Here is an 18669-nt window from a genome sequence, read left to right as displayed (position 1 = left end):
CGGGCCTCGTGTCGGTTAGTGGGCACTCGACGGGGTCGGTCCCTGCCCCGTCCATCGAGCGCCCAGTTCCCGACGACCTGGCCTCCTGGGCGGCGGCAGACGGCATACGGGGCAACGGCGTCCACAAAACGTGTCACGTCACATGCACGAAACAGCGATGCGGCAGGATCGACACATGAACCGTCAGGAAGAGTTCGTGCTGCGCACGATCGAAGAGCGCGACATCCGCTTCGTCCGTCTCTGGTTCACCGACGTGCTCGGCACCTTGAAGTCGGTGGCCGTCGCGCCTGCCGAGCTCGAGGGGGCCTTCGCCGAGGGCATCGGCTTCGACGGTTCGGCGATCGAGGGCTTCGCGCGCGTGTTCGAGGCCGACATGCTCGCCAAGCCCGACCCCTCGACGTTCCAGATCCTGCCGTGGCGCGGCGACCCGCCCGGCACGGCCCGCATGTTCTGCGACCTCCAGCTGCCCGACGGCACACCCAGCTTCGCCGACCCGCGGCACGTGCTGCAGCGCGCCCTCGGCAAGGCCGCCGACCTCGGCTTCACCTTCTACACGCACCCCGAGATCGAGTTCTTCCTCCTCGAGCAGGGACGGGGGCCCGACGGCCGCCCCGTGCCGGTCGACGACGCCGGCTACTTCGACCACGTTCCCCACGGCACCGGCCACGACTTCCGACGCGCGGCGATCACGATGCTCGAGAACATGGGCATCTCTGTCGAGTTCAGCCACCACGAGGGCGCGCCCGGCCAGAACGAGATCGACCTGCGCTACGCCGACGCCCTCAGCACTGCCGACAACATCATGACCTTCCGCACCGTGGTCAAGGAGGTGGCCCTGACCCAGGGCATCTACGCGACCTTCATGCCGAAGCCGTTCTCGGAGCACCCGGGTTCGGGCATGCACACGCACCTCTCGCTCTTCGAGGGCGACTCGAACGCGTTCTACGAGGCGGGTGCGCCCTACCAGCTGAGCAAGGTGGGCCGGCAGTTCATCGCCGGGCTGCTGCGCCACGGCGCCGAGACCGCGGCCGTGACCAACCAGTGGGTCAACTCCTACAAGCGTCTCTGGGGCGGGGGAGAGGCGCCGGCCCACCTGACCTGGGGTCACAACAACCGCTCCGCCCTGGTACGCGTGCCCATGCACAAGCCCAACAAGGGCCAGTCCACGCGGGTCGAGGTGCGCTCGCTCGACGCCGCCTGCAACCCGTACCTCGCGTTCGCAGTGATGCTCGGTGCCGGACTCAAGGGCATCGAGGAGGGCTACGACCTGCCGCCGGAGACCGAGGACGACGTCTGGAGCCTCACCGATGCCGAGCGCCGCGCGATGGGCATCAAGCCGCTGCCCGCCTCGCTCGGCAGGGCGCTCGAGGTGATGGAGGAGAGCGAGCTGGTCGCCGACGTGCTCGGTGAGCACGTCTTCGACTTCTTCCTGCGCAACAAGCGGCAGGAGTGGCTCGACTACCGCCACGAGATCAGCCAGTTCGAGCTGAACCGCTACCTGCCCAGGCTGTGACGCGCCCGCCTCCGATGTCATCACGCACCAGCACCACAGAGGGAGCCCTCGCGCGTCTCGGTTTCGCCGACCCGAAGCGGGCGGCCGGGCTGCTCGACGACCGCGCGCTGCTGCCGCTGCGGGCCGCCTTCCCTGAGGGCCAGCTCGACGACCTCGTCGCCGTGGTCGGTGACACGGCCGATCCCGACCAGGGACTGCTGGGGCTCGTCAGGGTCGCGGAATCCCTTGCGGCCCAGGGTGACCCAACGGATTGGGGCATCTCTACCTTTGCTCGCGAGCTCTCCACGGGCGGGGTGGGCCGCAAGCGCGTCCTCGGCGTGCTGGGCGCCTCGACGGCCCTCGTCGACGAGCTCGTTCGCCACCCCGAGCACTGGGTCGACTGCGTCAACGCGGAGCGACGGCCGGGCGAGCAGGTGCGCAGCGACCTCGTGCACGCGGTGACCGAGGGACGTGGCGACCGCGCACCGCTCGACGCCCTGCGCGTCGCCTACCGGAGGGGGCTGCTGCGCATCGCGGCTCTCGACGTGACCGCGGCCGACCCCCTCTCCGAGATGCCGGCCGTGGGCGAGGCGCTGGCCGAGCTCGCAGAGGCAGCCCTCGAGGCCGCCCTCGCCATCGCGCGCGAGGAGTACGGCGAGGGCCACGAGGCCTGCCGTCTCGCCATCATCGGCATGGGCAAGACCGGTGGCGGCGAGCTCAACTACGTCAGCGACGTCGACGTCATCTTCGTCGCCGAGCCCGCCGACGGCGTCGACGAGGAGACGGCGCTCCAGGTGGGCACGGCTCTGGCCACGGCCACCATGCGGGCCTGCTCGACGCCCACGCCCGAAGGGAGCCTCTGGCCGGTCGACGCGGCGCTCCGGCCGGAGGGCAAGCAGGGCCCGCTCGTGCGCACCATCAGCAGCCACAAGGCGTACTACGAGAGGTGGGCCAAGACGTGGGAGTTCCAGGCCCTCCTGAAGGCGTGGGTCTCCGCCGGAGACAAGGAGATCGGGCTGCGCTACAAGGCCGAGATCTCGCCGATGGTGTGGGAGGCGGCCGGCCGTGACCACTTCGTCGAGGACGTGCAGGCGATGCGCCGCCGGGTCGAGCAGAACGTCCCGGCGAACGAGGCAGCGCGACAGCTGAAGCTCGGGCCGGGCGGCCTGCGCGACGTCGAGTTCAGCGTCCAGCTGCTCCAGCTCGTCCACGGTCGCACCGACCCCAGCCTGCGCTCCGCCACGACGCTCGAGGCGCTGGCCGCCCTGGCTCGCGGCGGCTACGTCGGTCGGGACGACGCGGCGACCCTCGACCGCGCCTACCGCCACCTGCGCTGCCTCGAGCACCGCATCCAGCTCCACCGGCTGCGGCGCACCCACCTCATGCCCGTCGCCGAGGCCGACCTGCGCCGGCTGGGGCGGGCGATGGGTCACCGCACGCATCCTGAGCGCGCGGTCGTTGCCGACCGGCAGGCGTCGGCGCGTGAGGTGCGGCGGCTGCACGAGCGGCTGTTCTATCGACCCCTGCTCGCGGCGGCCGCCAAGCTGAGCCCCACGGAGGCGCGCCTCAGCCCCGAGGCCGCCAAGCAGCGGCTGCTCGCGCTCGGCTTCCGCGACCCGGCCGGCGCGCTGCGCCACATCGAGGCGTTGACCACCGGGGTGAGCCGGCGAGCGGCGATCCAGCGCACGCTGCTCCCCGTCATGCTCGGCTGGTTCGCCGACGAGGCCGACCCCGACGCCGGTCTGCTGTCGTTCCGGCGTGTGTCCGACGAGCTGGGCACGACCCACTGGTACCTCAAGATGCTCCGCGACGAGGGCCGCGCCGCCGACCGCCTGGCGCACTGTCTCGCCCGCAGCAGGTATGCCGCAGACCTCCTCGTGCGATCGCCCGAGAGCGTGTCGATCCTCGGCGACGACAACGGCCTGGTCCCGAGGTCGCGCGAGGCGATCACCTCGACGATGCAGTCCGCTGCCGGGCGTCGCGAGTCCGCCGCCGATGCGGGGGCCGCGGTGCGGGCCATCCGCCGCCACGAGCTGCTGCGCATCGTGATGGGTGACCTCGTCGGCGTCATCGACTTGCCCGGGGTGGGGGCGGCCCTCAGCGACCTCACCGGCGCCACCATCCAGGTCGCGCTCGACGTGGCCGTCCGGGAGGTGGAACTCCGCGAGGGCGAGCCGATAGGCGGCGACGTCCTCGTCGTGGGGATGGGGAGCCTGGGCGGGCGCGAGCTGGGCTACGCCTCCGACGCCGACGTCATGTTCGTGCACCAGCCGCACCCCGGCTCCGAGGAGCAGGTGGTCCAGGCCAGGGCCACCCTCGTGGTGCAGGAGCTGCGCAAGCTGCTGTCCGGGTCGGGGCCCGACCCGGTGCTGGGCCTCGACCCGGACCTGCGACCCGAGGGCAAGGCCGGCCCGCTCGTGCGCAGCGTCGACTCGTTCCGCACCTACTACGAGCGGTGGGCCCTGACGTGGGAGTTCCAGGCGCTGCTGCGCGCCACCCCGATCGCCGGGCCCCAGTCACTCGCCGACGCATTCCTCGAGCTCATCGACCCGCTCCGCTGGCCCGAGGGGGGCATCGACGAGAGCCAGGTGCGTGACATCCGCACCATGAAGGCTCGTGTCGAGAGCGAGCGCCTTCCGCGGGGCGCCGACCCCCGCACGCACCTCAAGCTGGGCCGCGGCGGTCTCAGCGACGTCGAGTGGGTGGTGCAGCTCCACCAGCTCCAGCACGCGTACGCCCGCCCCGCCCTGCGGGTCACCGGCACGATGGACGGACTGTCGGCGCTGGCGTCCGAGGGACTCGTGTCGGCGGAGGACGTCAAGGACCTGCGCGAGGCGTGGCGACTCGGCTCACTCATGCGCAACGCCGGCGTGCTGTGGCGGGGGAGGCCGATCGACAGCGTGCCGTCCGACGTCCGCGACCTCGACGGCATCGGCCGGATCATGGGGCGTTCGGCGGGTGAGGGGGCCGCCTTGGGGGAGCTGTGGCGGCGCGTGGCCCGCCGCTCGCGCCACGCGACTGATTTCAACTTTTACGACTCACCACCTAGGGGTAGCGTCATCACGTGAGTTCCAGTCAGGGGGCCGGCAGCGTCGTGCCGACGTATGCCGCCGTCCTCGGCGTCCCGCGGTTCCTGCCGATCTTCCTCGCCAACGCCCTGTCCATGTGGGGCGACTACATCGCGCGAGTCACGATCGCCGCAGTCGTCTTCGAGCGCACCTCGTCGCCGTTGGCCACCGCGACCACCCTCGCGGTCAGCCTCGTGCCGACCTTCTTCGGACGCAGCCTGATCGGGCCGATCGTCGACCGGTTCCCCTACAAATGGGTGCTCATCTGGTCGCACCTGCTGCGGGCCGCGTGCGTGCTCGGGCTGATGTGGCTCGTCATGCAGGGCTCTGCCCTCTGGGTGATGTTCCTCGTCCTGTTCGCACTCGAGCTCATCGGGGGCGCCTCGTCGGCGTCGAACATGGTGCTCGTGACCGACCTGTTCGACGACCGCCACCTCTATGCCAGGGCCGTCGGTCTCGGCGCGATGTCCGAGCAGTTCAACCAGGCCATCGGGCTTGCGCTCGGCGGCGCGCTGGCGGCGCTGCTCGGTCCAGAGACGGGCTTGCTCTTCGACCTCGTCACGTTCGTCGTGGCCGCACTCGTCATCCTCTTCGTCGCGCCGCTGCGACCTGTGTCGGGCGAACGCGGCAAGGGCCTGCGTGGTTTCGTGCGTGACCTGTCCACTGCGGCCGGCGACCTTGCCCGGCACCCGGTGCTGGCGCGGCTCGTCACGCTGAGCGCCGTGGCCTGTCTCGGCATCGCGGCCCCCGAGGCGCTGGCCATCCCGATCGCCGGCCAGAACGGCTGGGGTGGGGTGCTCATGGCAGCCCCGATCGTCGGTGCCGTGGTCGGGATCCTGCTCATCGGTCGATGGGACGTGCACCAGCAGAACCGGTCGATCGTGCCGCTCGCGCTGGCCATGCCGCTGCCGCTTCTGCTCACGGCGCTGCACCCTCCGACGTGGGTGGTGGGCGTCCTCTTCTTCGGCTCCGGCATGCTGCAGGCCTTCATGGTGCCGCTGCAGGCCACCTTCGCGCTCGTCACGGAGCCCGAGCTGCGTGGTCGCATCTTCAGCCTGGCCGGGTCGGTCTCCATCGCTGCGGCCGGTGCCTCGTACCTCGCAGCCGGGTGGGTCGGCCAGCACACCAACGCCCACTGGGGCGTCACGATCTGCGCGGCGGCGTGCCTGGCCCTCGTGGCCGTGCTCGCCGCGACCTGGCCGCACCGTCGGGTGCGCACCGCCGTCGACCGGGCCTACGCGCCGACGACCTCCCACGCAGCCTGAGCTGCCCGGGAGGTCGCTGCGAGGTGTCGCGCTCACGCGCGGGCCCGGCGATGCGATGGGTCAGCGGTGCATTCCGTTGGCGGCCAGCATGGCCCGCCACGTCGCCGGCCACGTGATGCCGGTGGCGGGCAGGTGGTGGGCGGTCTGCCACGCCTTGAGGCGGGTCGTGGTCGTCGAGAGGAAGTTGCCCGTGGCGGAGACGCCGATGACCTTCTGGAGCGTCGTGACTGCCTGGCCGGACATGCCCGGCCTCAGCACCATGCCCGAGCGCGGAACCATCTCCTTGAGCAGGGCACTCGCGCCGGCCGGGGCCGCGACCACGGGGTAGGTCGGGCAGCGCTGGGGGTTGGGCGCGCCCCAGCCGATCGACCAGTTCAGGTCGGGCAGTCGGCAGGGGCCCCAGTCGACAGGCGCGACCTGCTTGCTCCAGAAGGAGGTGCGCCCGAGGGCCCCCTCCCAGGACAGCGAGATGTGGATGTGGTTCCGGTGGCACGTCGTGTCGTACGCGGTCGACGGCGTCGTCGCGCAGGTGCTGTACGGTCGCCAACCCTCGGCGGTGCGGTAGGAGCTCCACATCTTGTTGTTCCAGATGATGTACATGACGCCGAGGCGACGGGCATTCGCGTAGGGGTTGCCCGCCGTGTCGGTGGCGAGCAGCCACGAGATGAGCGCGTTGGCGTTGGTGCGTTGCGTCGTGTCGCGCACGTTGAAGAAGGTGTCGACGGCGCGGCCGTCGTAGTGCTCCGACGGCTTGGTCGCCGAGGTGCAGGACCGCACGAGCCCGTACGTGTTGGCGTACGTCGTCTTGACCAGCTCGGCCAGCTTGATCGTTCCGGTGCGGTTGCGCATGTCACAGGCCACGCCCGGCACGTACGGCGCGAGTCCTTCGATGGCCTTGGGCAGACCGGTGGGCGTGGCAGGTACGCGTGGCGCGGGGGCCCCTCCGGCGGTCGCGGTCGGCGCCGCCGACCAGAACAGGGCCAGGGCCGCGACGACTACGAGCAGCAGGCTGAGGGTGCCGTGCCGCGAACGGCGTCGCGGCGAGGTGGCATGGTTCATGACGGGGTCTCCGAAACAGGGTGTGCGGGATCCACCCGAGCGCGAGGCAGGGCGGCAGGGCGCGAGGGGTGTTGTGTTGTGTCCCGGCTGCGTGGAGAGGGGCCGACAGGGGGCCGCGAACGCGGGTGGGGCAATTAGAACCCATTTGTCCGGTTACTGCACAGTCAACGCCAAAACGGTGGGATCGACACGCCGGGGACCGGTCGCAAACCGACCCTGCTCTCAGGTGGCCCTCAGGCTCGGGCCAGCACATGTCCGTCATCTGCTGCCAAGGCACCCTGGAAGCACGAAATGCATTGCGCCTAAATGGAAAAAGGCTGAGAGTTCCGGCCTAAACCCCTGTTTCAGAGCGGTCCAGTCGTAGCCTGAAGCCATCGACCGGTGCGTGCCTCGGGGGGCGGGGAAACAGGTCGGGGGGAGTTCCACCGGAGAAACAGGTGTGTCTCCCTTGGCTAGGAGGGCTTTGATGCCTGGGGGTGGGAGAACATGGTCGACGACGTCGTCGGACGAAATGACATCGTGGCGTGGCGAGGTCCGGACACAGATCCGGTCAGATCACTGCTGCACGACCTGAGAGAGCCGCTGGCCGCGATCCTGCTGCTCTCGGAGACGTCGCAAGGAGACGTCCGTGAGCGCCTGGTCTCGATCCAGGAGCAGGCCTCCTGGCTTGCCGAGGTGGTCGCGGCCAGCCTCGAAGGCGCCGCGGGAGACCACGTTGCCGACATCGACGCCCGCGCGCTCGCGAACGAGGTCGCGGGCCGGGCGCGGATGTCGACGACCACGACGATCGACGTGGAGGTCGTCGGCGAGTGTCGAGTCCTGGCGCGGCCGGTCGCGCTGGCCCGCGCCCTCGGCTGCCTCGTCGACAACGCAGTCCGGGCGGCCGGGCCGGCGGGCCACGTCCTCATCTGGGTGGGCAGCTGCGACGACGCCTTCCACATCCGGGTCCTCGACGACGGACCGGGTCTGGGGCGCCTCGCTCCACGCACGTCGATCGGACTGGCCACGACCCGGGCCATGGTCGCGGCCTGCCGTGGTCGGTTCAGGCTGGCGGCGCGGCCGGATGGCGGCGCCGCGGCGGACATCGTCCTGCAGTCGAGATCCGAGCCCGACGCCGTAGCCCTGTGAACGGCCGGCCGTCATGAAACTGGTTCTGTGCGACGACCACGAGCTGATTCTCGACACGTTGGGCGCCGCACTCTCGGGACTCGGCTACGACGTGGTCACCACCCACAGCCCGGCCGAGGGCCTCGAGGCCGTGCGCGACATGCAGCCCGATGCCTGCCTCCTGGACGTCAACTACCCCAACGGGTCGGGCCTCGACGTCCTCCCGCTGATCCGACAGGCCTCTCCCGGCACCAAGGTGCTCATCTTCTCGGCGGACACCTCGAGCAGTGCGGTGCGCACGGCGATCGCGCTCGGTGCGTCCGGATACGTGCGCAAGGACCGCGGGCTGCTCCACCTCATCGAGGCGATAGATCTCGCCATCGGTGGGCACCTGGCGGTGGAGCCGGGTGCCCTGCAGGCAGCTTTGCGCACCGTGGACGCCGCGGACGACCCGCTCTGGACCTTGAGCTTCCTCACCGACCGCGAGTGGGAGGTGCTGCGCTGCATCGCCGACGGACTGGGCACCGACGAGATCGCCTCGTTCCTCAACGTGCGTCGAAGCACCGCGCGCACCCACGTCCAGAACCTCCTGACGAAGATCGGCGTGCACTCCCGGCTCCAGGCGGTGGCCCTCGTCGCCGCCCACGGCGCCGACATCAACTGGCCGCCTCACGTCCGGCGAGCCTGACGCACTTGCGATCCCGTCACCGGACGGGGCAGGGCGTAATCCGTTTGACGTAGGCGGAGGTACCCCTCGCGAGGGGTCCGGTGCCCGGGCCGCCACGCCACCCTGAGTGACATGAAGCAGGATGCCGCAGTGGTCCTCGTGGACTCGCGCCAAGGTTTCATCGACGCCTTCGCGCTGGTCCTCCAGGCGCATCGGCGCCTGAAGTTCGCCGGCGCCGCCCCGTCGGTGGACGCCGCCGTCGCTCGCGGCCTGACCCGTGGCTGCGACGTCATCGCCCTGGGCCTCGACGAGCGAAACGGGGTCGAGGACATCGGGCGGCTCTGCGCGGCCGCGCCGGACGTGGGCGTGGTCGCCCTGGTCGGGCCCGACGGAGAACGCTTGCTGCTCGAGGCCCTGATGGGCGGCGTCAGAGGCTGGGTCCTTCGGCGCTCCGGGGTCAAGGAGCTCCTCGAGGCACTCGAGGAGGTGGCAGGCGGTGACGCGCACCTGCCCGCCGAACCCGTGCGGTCGCTCGTCGCGGCCACGCTTGCGCGCCCCCCGGCCTCGGCACCGCTCCGGACCGAAGTCCTGACCGGGCGCGAGTCGGCCGTCCTCGACTGTCTCGCCGCAGGCATGACCAGACACGACATCGGGACGGCGCTCAACCTCTCCGACAACACGGTCCGCACGTACGTCCGGCGCATCCTGCGCAAGCTGCACGTGCACTCCGCACCTGCTGCGGTGGAGCTGGCGACGAGCGTCCGTCATGGTTGAGGTCGCGCGCCGGAGGCACACCGGTCGCCGTCCGCAGCCCTCGCCCATGCCGACGGCCAGGGACGCGTCCGGAGTGCCCGAGATCGCGGCCCCGCCGCCAGCGCTCCCGGGCACCGACCCGCACCCGGCCGCCCCCGCGCTCGTCGTCCCCTTCACCCGAGCCCGGATCTGCGCGGAGGCGCAGCAGGCGGTCGTCGACGTCCTCGCCTCCGGCTGGGTCACGTCCGGAGAGCAGGTCGTGGCGTTCGAGCGGGAGTTCGCGCAGCACCTCGGGGTCCGGCACGCAGTCGCCGTGAGCTCGTGCACCGCCGCGATCGAGCTGTCGCTCCGAGCGCTCGCACTGCCACCCGGGTCGAAGGTGCTGATGTCGGCCGTCACCTTCTGCGGGGCCGCGTCGGCGATCCTCCACGCCGGCCACGTCCCGGTCCTGGCCGACGTCGACGACCTCACCGCGATGCCGAGCCCACGCACCTTGGCGGCGGCCGCAGCCGAGTGCGGCGGCGTCGACGCGCTCGTCGTCGTCCACCTCGCGGGCCTGCCCACCGATGTCGTCGCGCTCGCAGACGCAGCAGGAGTCGATCTCGACCACGTCGTCGAGGACGCGGCGCACGCGCTCGGCACGGTCGTGGGGGACGCGCCCGTCGGCACCATCTCGCGGGCCACCTGCTTCAGCTTCTACGCCACCAAGAATCTCGCCATCGGCGAGGGCGGCATGGTGACGACGAACGACGACGACGTGGCCGACCGCATCAGGCAGACCCGGCTGCACGGCATGTCGGCCGACGCGTGGCGGCGATACCTGCCGGGCGGCGGCTGGCGCTACGACGTCGCCCTCGACGGTCTCAAGGCGAACATGACCGATGTGCAGGCAGCCATCGGCCGCGCGCAGCTGCGCCGATTCGAGGTCGACCAGGCTCGCCGGGCGTCCGTCGCGGCACGCTACGACGCGGCACTGGCCGAGGTGCCCGGCATCCGGCTGCCGCTGCGGCCCTCGGCCGGCCGTCACGCCTGGCACCTCTACGCGGTGCGCATCGAGGCGGACTACGGCATCGACCGGGATGCGCTCATCGTTTGCCTGCGCCAGCAGGGGATCGGCACGTCGGTCCATTTCATCCCGCTGCACCGCCTCACCTGGTTCGGGCGGCACTGCGTGATGCCGGCGGGAGGCCTGCCGGGCGCGGACGGGGTGTTCGAGCGCATCCTCTCGCTGCCGATGGATGCGGTCGTCAGCGACGACGAGGTGGACCTGGTCTGCGCCGCACTGGTGCGGGCCACACAGAGGGGAGATGCTCGGTGAGCACAACACTGAACTACGCATGGACACCGGCAGAGATCGGCTTCATCCCGTCCCTGCAGAAGGGGCTGCGGACGCTGATCGTCGGTGCGGGGACGGCCGGCCGCGGCTTGGCCCGCGACCTCGAGCGAGTGCCCGACTTCGGGCTGGCGCCGATCGGCTTCCTCGACGACGACACGACCAAGCGGGTGGTCCGCCGGCTGCCGGTGCTCGGCGCGCTGAGCGACCTGCTCGCCGTGATCACGGTGCAGCGCGTCGACGTCGTCCTCCTCGCGATCCCCGGGCTGCCAGCGGCCCAGGTCCGCCTGCTCGCGACGACGGCGGCCCGCGTGGGTGCGAGCGTGCGCCACCTGCCCTCGTTCGTCTCGCTCCTGCAGCGCGACGTCGTGGGCACCGACCTGCGCTCCCTCGAGATCGGGGCCCTCATCGGGCGGCCGGAGATGCACGTGGTCTCGCCGGACGTCCAGGGGACGATCCGCGGTGCACGCGTGCTGGTGACGGGCGCCGGTGGGTCGATCGGGAGCGAGCTGTGTCGGCAGGTCAGCGGGTTCGGGCCGGCCCGACTCGTCATGCTGGACCACGACGAGTCCAACCTGCACCGGCTTCAGCTCGAGCTCACGGGTGCCGGGCTGCTCGACACGGACGACCTGGTCGTCGCCGACATCCGCGACGCCCACCGCGTGGCCCAAGTCATCGCGGACGTGCAGCCGGACATCATCTTCCACGCTGCGGCCCTCAAGCACCTGCCGATGCTGGAGCGCCACCCCTGTGAGGGCGTGAAGTCCAACGTGCTCGGGACCCTCAACGTCGTGCAGGCCGCGGTCACCCACGGCGTCGGACGCTTCATCCTCATCTCGACGGACAAGGCCGCCGACCCCGCCTCGGTGCTGGGGGCCACGAAGCAGCTCGCGGAGCGAGTGACCAAGCATGCCGCCACGGGGCGGGACGGCACCGTCGTCGCCGCGGTCCGTTTCGGCAACGTGCTCGGGAGTCGCGGGTCGCTGCTGTCGGTGCTCGCCGAGCAGCTGCGCAACGACGAGCCCTTCACCGTCACCCACCCGGACGTGACGCGCTTCTTCATGACCATCGAGGAGGCGGTCGGGCTGGTGCTCGAGGCCGCGCACCTCGCCCGCGGCGGTGAGACGTTCGTGCTCGACATGGGCAAGCCGGTCCGCATCGTCGACCTCGTCGAGAGCTATGCGCGCCAGCTCGGGATCGACGAGGTCGACATCCGATACACCGGCCTGCGGCCGGGGGAGAAGCTGCACGAGGCGCTCTTCGCCGACGACGAGGCGAGGGAGTCGACCTCGCACCCACGCATCTCGAGCACGTCGTCGGCGCCGCTCGACCCCGACTTCGACGTCCACCTCGACGAGCTGTTCGACGCGGCGTCGCGCAACGCCGTCACCGACGTCAAGGCCGCCCTCGGCGTGATGCTCGACAACTACGTGGTGGCCACCGGCCCGACGGCCCATATCGCCTTGGCCCCCTACCCGGACGACTTCTGAAACCTCCCGACGAAAGAGGAAACCGTGGATCTCACCGTCATCGCCGCCACCGGGCCGGACGCCCCCGCGACGCCCCGTCCCACGCGACGACCGAACGCCGCGACCGTACTCGACGCGCCCGGGCTGCGGGCCGACGAGGCGACGCTCCACTCCCTCGAGATGGGGGCCGCGGGGCTCGACCTCGCCGCGCCACCGGTCGTGCTGCCGGACTTCCACCACAAGCGCACGATGGAGATGCCGTCGAGCATCGCGGTGGCCACTCGGGGCACGATCCGCCCCACCTTCACGAGCTCGTCGGTCAACTGCGGGATGGCGCTGATCGGCCTCGGTACCGACCGTCCCGACGACCGCGCGGTCGACGAGTTCTACCGCGCCGTGCGGGAGCGCTACCCCTACCCCACCCGCGGGGGCCGCGAGCTGACCGGCTCAGAGGTGGTCGCCGCGGCCACCGACGGCGCCGCGTTCGCTGCCGAGCGCTGGGGGGTCGACCCGGACGAGCTGGAGCGCATCGAGGAGTCAGGGCGCGTCGATCTCGAACAGTGGGGCGGCGCGACGCGGCTGCGCCGGGAGGTGCCGGCGCTGACATGGCAGCTCGCCCGACTGCGGTTCGGCACGGTGGGTCCGACGAACCACTTCATCGAGCTGCAGCAGGTGGAGGAGGTGCTCGACCCCGCCGCGGCCGAGCTGCTGGGGATCCGGGAAGGGCAGGTGACCCTGCAGTACCACGCTGGGGGAGGGGTGCTGACCGGCGAGATCGGCCACCTCTTCCAGCGGCGGCGCGACACGGCCCGGGTGATGCAGGCCGCCATGGCCGTGCAGAAGCCGCTCTTCCACCTGGCCACTGCCCGCTCCGCCGGGCAGCTGCGCGAGCGGATGCGCCTCTACTTCGCCCGCGGCTGCGTGCCCGTCGAGCTCGGCAGCGACGAGGGTCAGCGGCTCATGCTCGCCAACGCCGCGGCGATGAACTACGGCTTCGCCTTCCGCCTGGCCACGTATGCCGCCCTGCGCTCGATCGCCCTGCGGGTCTTCGGCGGTGACCCGGGGCAGCTCGTGGTCGACTCGCCGCACAACTCGATCTACGAGGAGCACGTCGACGGCCGGGTCGCGGTCGTGCACCGGCACAACTCCTGCCGCGCCTTCCCGGCAGAACGTATGCCGTCGGGCTCGGTCTTCGCGACCACCGGCCAGGCCGTCCTCCTGCCGGGCACGCACCGGACGTCGTCCTACCTCGCGGTCGCCGGTGAGCGGTCCGCCGACAGCCTCCACTCCGCGTGTCACGGCGCCGGCACGGTGATCGACCAGTTCGAGGCCGACGGGCGCTCCACGCTGCACGTCGCCGGGCACGCGACCCGGCGCTACCGCTACGGCGACACGGCCCCGACCCAGACACCCCACCTCGACGACCACGGCGTCGACGCCGCCCTGTCGGTGCTGACCCGGCACCGCATCGTGCGTCCCGTCGCACGGATGCGCCCCTTCGCCGTCCTGCACTGAGCACCTCACCGACGCACCTCACCGACGCACCTCACCGACGCACCTCACCGACGCACGTCACCGACCCAAGACCCCTCACGCACACCTCGACCACGTACCAGGAGCCGACCATGCATTTTCGAGTGGCGCTCGCGGCACCGGCCGCCGCCGTCCTGGCACTCGGCTGGCAGCTGACTGCGGCACCGCCCGCGTCCGCGGCCACCTCCTGGTGGGTCGACAACACAGCGGCAGGATGCAGCAACACGGGTCCCGGCAGCGCCACGACGCCGTTCTGCACGATCTCCGCTGCCGCGTCGAAGGCGGTCACCCCCGGAGACACGGTCACGGTGCGTCCCGGCACCTACCCCGAGCAGGTCACCGTCGGTGCCTCCGGGGCGGGCGGCGTGCCGGTCACCTTCGTGGCCGCGGCTCCCGGCGTGGTCGTCGACGGCACGCGGGACCTCTCGACCGCAGCCTGGACGCCGACGACCGGAGGCACGTTCAGCACGCCGTTCGCACCTCCGAGCGCCCCCAAGCAGGTGTTCGTCGACGGCGCCCGCCTCGCAGCGGGCACGGGCGCGAGCACCCTGGCGGCCGGTTCGTTCTACTACGACGCGACGGCCAAGGTGCTGCACGTCAACCTCGGCGGCTCGACCCCGAGCGGGCGCGCCATCCGGGCGGGAGCCCAGACGTACGGCTTCAACGTGGTCGGGCGCACGGACGTCACCATCGCCGGCTTCGCCACGACCGGCCAGAACGGCGTCGGGCTGCGCGTCAGCGGCAGCAGCTCCGTGACGCTGCGTGACGACTCGAGCGCCGTCAGTGCCAGCTACGGCATCCTGCTCGAGTCGTCCAGCTCGGCGGTGACGGTCTCCGGTGCGAGCGTCACGTCGTCGGCCTCCATCGGGATCAAGCTGAGTGCGACGACGGCCTCGACCATCTCCGGGGCCAAGGTCACCGCGTCGGGCAACCACGGCATCTCGCTGCAGGCGTCGACCGGTAACGTCGTCCAGTACTCCGAGACGGCCGACAACGCCGTCACGTCCGGCACCGCCACCGCAGCAGGCGTCGACGTCAGCTCCGGCTCGACGGACACCGTGCTGCGCGGCAACGTGTCGCACGGCAACCAGGACAGCGGGTTCCAGGTCTACGGCTCCTCCGCCCGGGCACTCGTGCTGCGAAACGTCAGCTGGGGCAACGGCAACCACGGCTTCGACACGCTCGCGTCGACGGACGTGCGCTACCTGTCCAACACGGCATACGGCAACCACGACGACGGCATCTCGATCGAGGGCCAGAGCACCGGCGCCACGCTGCGCGACAACATCAGCGTCGACAACGGCCTGTCCACCGGCCGCCACGACCTCTACGTCGAGCAGACGTCTGCCACGGGCCTGACGGCCGACAGCGACCTGCTGTGGAACAGCGAGTGGGTGCCGGCCGCGCGCATCGGGCTGTCGCGCTACCAGACCGTCTCCGAGCTGCGGGCCGCGACGGGCCTGGAGTCCGCAGGTCTGGGGAGCGACCCTATGTTCGCTGACGCGGCAGCCCACGACTTCCGCCTCGGAGCCCAGTCGGCCGCCATCGACTCGGCGGACGTGACGGCCTCCGGCTTCGAGGGCAACGACGCCGCGGGACAGGCCCCGGTCGACGACCCCACCGTCGTCGACAGCGGAACCGGAACCCCCGCGTACGCGGACCGTGGTGCCTTCGAACGCGTTCCGCAGTCGGGGGACTCGGCGACGAACGCACCGCACGCCGCGCTCGTCCTCTCCGCCACGACCGGCCAGGTGCCGCCCTCGGTGCCGGTCACGGCCGACGCCCGCGGCTCGAGCGACGTGGACGGGCAGGGGATCGCCAGTTACACGTTCGACTTCGGTGACGGGACGGTGATCGGGCCGCAGGCCTCGGCCGTCGCGTCGCACGACATCGCGTCGGTGGGTACGCACGTCGTGCGCGTCATCGTGACCGACATCGGGGGACTGACGGGGACGTCGGAGGTCACGGTCACCCTGACCGACCGACCCCTCGTGGTGTACCACGTCGACGGGGCCGACCCCACCTGCTCTGACGCGGGCGGCGGCACGTCGCCACCGTTCTGCTCCATCGGCCGCGCGGCTGCCGTCGCCCTGGCGGGGGACACGGTGCTCGTCGAGCCCGGCGACTACCGCGAGCAGGTGACACCCCTGCACACCGGAATGCCCACCGCTCCGCTGACCTTCCGGGCGCACGGCGTCGTCCGCCTCCTCGGGTCGTCCGACCTGTCCGCCGGCTCGCTGTGGACCGCGACGTCCACCAACGCCTGGAAGGCGTCCGTCGCGAGCTCCGCCCCGGTCACGCAGGTGCTGCGCAACGGCACGCGACTGGCGCTCGCCTCGAGCAGCACCACGACGACGGCCGGCACGTTCTTCTACGACGCCGCCACGAGCACGTTGTACGTCGACGCCGGTGGGGCCAACCCGGCAGACGGGACGACCCTGGAGGCGTCGACCCGCACCTACGGCTTCAAGCTCTGGAACGCGCGCTCCGTGGTCGTCGACGGCTTCACGACACAAGGACAGAACGGCCCCGGCGTCAGCATCCAGGACTCGTCCGACGTCGTCGTCTCATCGGCCGTGGCCCGGCTCGAGTCGAGCTACGGCATCTCGTCCGACCGCTCCAGCCGCACGACCGTCTCGGGGGCGACGGCGACGGACAACGGCTCCATCGGGATCCGCATCGCGACCAGCCCCGACGCCGTCGTGTCCGGCAACGCAACGTTCTCGAACGGCTTCCACGGCATCAGCATCCAGACGAGCACCGGCGCGACCGTCTCCGGGAACGTGGCCCATGACAACGTCCAGCTCACCCAGCGCCTCGCCGACGGCATCGACGTCAGCCTGGGCTCCACCGGTGCACTCGTCGAGCGCAACACCACGTATGCCAACCAGGACTCCGGCATCGAGATCTACACCGGCTCCGACAACGCGACGGTGCGGCGCAACGTCTCCTACGACAACGGCGACCACGGCCTCGACTGCCTCGGCTCGCTCGGGGACCACGTCGTCGGCAACACGGTCGTCGGGAACTCGACCGCCGGGATCAACCTCGAGGGAGGCTGCTTCGGGTCGGTCGTGGCTGACAACGTCAGCATCGACAACGCTGTCGCGAGCACGCGGACCATCGGTGACATCAGACTCGACGAGAGCTCGGCACCGGGATCGACGGTGGACAGCAACCTCGTCTACCAGACTGCGGGCGGCCCTCTCTACGAGTGGAACTCGGCCCCCTACACGACCGTGGCCACGTTCAGGACGGCCAGCGGCCAGGGCGGCAAGGACCTCGCTGCGGCACCGCGGTTCGCGGACCTGACCGGCCGCAACCTCGCGCTGACGCTCACGTCGCCCGCCGTCGACAGCGCCGACCTCGGCGTCGCCGGGGCTGCTGCGACCGACCACGACGGGATCGCACCCGTGGACGTGCCAGTGATCCCCGACACCGGGGCGGGCACACCGGCATACGGTGACCGGGGCGCCCTCGAGTACCACGGCTCGCTCCAGCCCACCGGACCCACGGCCGCCCTGTCGGCAACGCCGGCCACCGGCCGCGTGCCCCTCACCGTCCAGCTCTCGGCCGCCTCCTCGACCGCGGGCGACAGCCCTCTCGTGACCTACACCTTCACCTGCGGCAACGGCGCGACCGTCGGTCCGCAGGCGACGGCCACGGCCTCGTGCACGTATGCCGTCGCAGGCAGCTACACCGCCTCGGTGCGGGTCGTGGACCAGCTGGGCCTCGACTCCACCGCCACGACGCCCGTTCCGGTGTCGCCCCCGTTCGCCCCGCCGAAGGCTGCGCTGTCGGCGTCACCCCCGTCGGGTGTCGTGCCGTTCGCGGTGACGCTGTCGGCGGCTGCGTCGACCGACCCCGAAGGGGGCACCCTCACCTACACGTTCACCTGCGCCACCGGCAGCACCGGCACGGCCCAGAGCTCGCCCACGACGGTCTGCAGCTACGCGAAGACAGGGACCTTCACCGCGTCGGTGACCGTGCTCAGCAGCGTCAGCGGGCGCACCGCCACCGCGACGACGACCGTGACGGCTGCCGCCAACAAGCCACCGACCGCGTCGATGAGCCTGGTGACGCCACCCGGTTCCGTGGCGCCGACGACGGCGCGCTTCGACGCGTCCGCGTCGCGTGACCCGGAGGGCCGGGCACTCACCTACACCTTCGCCTGCGGCAACGGGACCTCGGTCGGGCCGCAGAGCGGGTCGACGGCCACCTGCAGCTACCCCGCGGGCGGCTCGTTCAAGGCGAGCGTCACGGTGACGGACGACGCCGGTCAGAGGGCCACGAGCCCCACGGTGACGGTGGCAGTCGCGGCGAACAAGCCCCCGGTCGCGAGCCTCGTCGTGACCCTCTCGGCGCCGCGGGCGCCCACGGTCGCCACCCTGGACGCCTCCGGGTCCGTCGACCCCGAAAAGCACGCCCTGACGTACACGTACGCGTGCGGCAACGGGACGGTCGTCGGCCCGACGACGGCTCGCACCGCGACCTGCACGTATGCCGTCGGAGGTAACAACATCACGGCCCGCGTCACGGTGACCGACGACACCGGCCAGACCGACACGGCCACCGCGAAACTCCGGCTGTAGCGCACCGAGAGGGCGGCGGTCCCCCGTCCAGGGGGCCGGGCCCGGATGGTGCGTGCCCCCCCAGCGCGGCCGGGGCGACGACCACTTCCCCAACCCCCCAGTGGGAGCGTCGCCCCGGTCGCCCCCCGCCCGCGCACGGGCGGCCGCCGGTCGCTTACGGGCCGTCGCCGGCTGCCCACGGCGCGCGCCGTGGGCAGCGCAGGTGCGCCGCCCAGCACGTCGGTGGAGCGAGCGCCCGAGCCCGGGAACCGGTGGCGCGCGTGGCCGCCCTGCGGGGGTCCGTCGTTCGACGTAGGCGGCTGTCCCCTCGGCACGCGATGACCCTCCCGAA

General features: G+C 71.5%; 11 protein-coding genes. 10 read left to right on the top strand and 1 reads right to left on the bottom strand.

The features are described 5' to 3' along the window. Nucleotides 1-175: 175 nt before the first annotated feature. The 3 genes from glnA to AB4091_RS14775 are packed head-to-tail and all read left to right on the top strand — an operon-like array spanning nt 176 to nt 5825. Nucleotides 176-1513: a type I glutamate--ammonia ligase gene (glnA, locus tag AB4091_RS14785; protein ID WP_442292510.1), complete on the top strand. Its 1338-nt coding sequence runs from the start codon at nt 176-178 to the stop codon at nt 1511-1513. 14 nt (nt 1514-1527) lie between these two features. After that, nucleotides 1528-4560: a bifunctional [glutamine synthetase] adenylyltransferase/[glutamine synthetase]-adenylyl-L-tyrosine phosphorylase gene (locus AB4091_RS14780; RefSeq protein WP_442292509.1), complete on the top strand. Its 3033-nt coding sequence runs from the start codon at nt 1528-1530 to the stop codon at nt 4558-4560. Next, entirely contained in the window at nt 4557-5825 is a 1269-nt protein-coding gene (locus AB4091_RS14775) for an MFS transporter (RefSeq protein ID WP_442292508.1), read from the top strand. The genes AB4091_RS14780 and AB4091_RS14775 overlap by 4 nt, the downstream gene beginning before the upstream one ends. 60 nt (nt 5826-5885) lie before the next feature. On the opposite strand, the gene AB4091_RS14770 is transcribed toward AB4091_RS14775, so the two are convergent. Further along, nucleotides 5886-6884 (bottom strand): peptidoglycan-binding domain-containing protein, encoded by a 999-nt coding sequence (locus AB4091_RS14770; RefSeq protein WP_442292507.1) that lies wholly within the window; start codon nt 6882-6884, stop codon nt 5886-5888. A gap of 486 nt (nt 6885-7370) precedes the next feature. Between AB4091_RS14770 and AB4091_RS14765 the strand changes: the two genes are divergently transcribed. From AB4091_RS14765 to AB4091_RS14735, 7 genes are all read left to right on the top strand, one after another. Further along, entirely contained in the window at nt 7371-8012 is a 642-nt protein-coding gene (locus AB4091_RS14765; RefSeq protein WP_442292506.1) for a sensor histidine kinase, read from the top strand. 13 nt (nt 8013-8025) lie between these two features. After that, nucleotides 8026-8679 carry a response regulator gene (locus tag AB4091_RS14760; protein WP_442292505.1) on the top strand — a complete coding sequence of 218 codons (654 nt, stop codon included), beginning with the start codon at nt 8026-8028 and terminating at the stop codon, nt 8677-8679. Nucleotides 8680-8790: 111 nt separating this feature from the next. After that, nucleotides 8791-9432 (top strand): LuxR C-terminal-related transcriptional regulator, encoded by a 642-nt coding sequence (locus tag AB4091_RS14755; RefSeq protein WP_442292504.1) that lies wholly within the window; start codon nt 8791-8793, stop codon nt 9430-9432. A 46-nt stretch (nt 9433-9478) separates the two neighbouring features. Then, nucleotides 9479-10729, top strand: coding sequence for a DegT/DnrJ/EryC1/StrS family aminotransferase (locus AB4091_RS14750; RefSeq protein WP_442292503.1), 1251 nt, complete (start codon nt 9479-9481; stop codon nt 10727-10729). Continuing rightward, complete coding sequence (locus tag AB4091_RS14745; RefSeq protein ID WP_442292502.1) at nt 10726-12234, top strand: polysaccharide biosynthesis protein; 1509 nt, start codon at nt 10726-10728, stop codon at nt 12232-12234. The genes AB4091_RS14750 and AB4091_RS14745 overlap by 4 nt, the downstream gene beginning before the upstream one ends. Nucleotides 12235-12258: 24 nt before the next feature. Further along, nucleotides 12259-13728, top strand: a complete 1470-nt coding sequence (locus AB4091_RS14740; RefSeq protein WP_442292501.1) for an RtcB family protein — start codon at nt 12259-12261, stop codon at nt 13726-13728. Between the two features lie 110 nt (nt 13729-13838). Next, nucleotides 13839-18338 (top strand): right-handed parallel beta-helix repeat-containing protein, encoded by a 4500-nt coding sequence (locus AB4091_RS14735; protein WP_442292500.1) that lies wholly within the window; start codon nt 13839-13841, stop codon nt 18336-18338. Nucleotides 18339-18669 lie beyond the last annotated feature (331 nt).

Origin of the sequence: Terrabacter sp. 2RAF25 (assembly GCF_052115265.1) — a bacterium.
Taxonomy (GTDB): domain Bacteria; phylum Actinomycetota; class Actinomycetes; order Actinomycetales; family Dermatophilaceae; genus Terrabacter.
The sequence above is the reverse complement of the archived record's forward strand: the minus strand, read 5'-3'. Positions and strand labels throughout refer to the sequence as shown.

Coding starts and splice junctions, on each gene's coding strand:
- AB4091_RS14770 (WP_442292507.1), bottom strand. CDS start 6,884: ATGAACCATGCCACCTCGCCGCGACGCCGTTCGCGGCACGGCACCCTC.
- glnA (WP_442292510.1), top strand. CDS start 176: ATGAACCGTCAGGAAGAGTTCGTGCTGCGCACGATCGAAGAGCGCGAC.
- AB4091_RS14735 (WP_442292500.1), top strand. CDS start 13,839: ATGCATTTTCGAGTGGCGCTCGCGGCACCGGCCGCCGCCGTCCTGGCA.
- AB4091_RS14765 (WP_442292506.1), top strand. CDS start 7,371: ATGGTCGACGACGTCGTCGGACGAAATGACATCGTGGCGTGGCGAGGT.
- AB4091_RS14755 (WP_442292504.1), top strand. CDS start 8,791: ATGAAGCAGGATGCCGCAGTGGTCCTCGTGGACTCGCGCCAAGGTTTC.
- AB4091_RS14760 (WP_442292505.1), top strand. CDS start 8,026: ATGAAACTGGTTCTGTGCGACGACCACGAGCTGATTCTCGACACGTTG.
- AB4091_RS14780 (WP_442292509.1), top strand. CDS start 1,528: ATGTCATCACGCACCAGCACCACAGAGGGAGCCCTCGCGCGTCTCGGT.
- AB4091_RS14750 (WP_442292503.1), top strand. CDS start 9,479: ATGCCGACGGCCAGGGACGCGTCCGGAGTGCCCGAGATCGCGGCCCCG.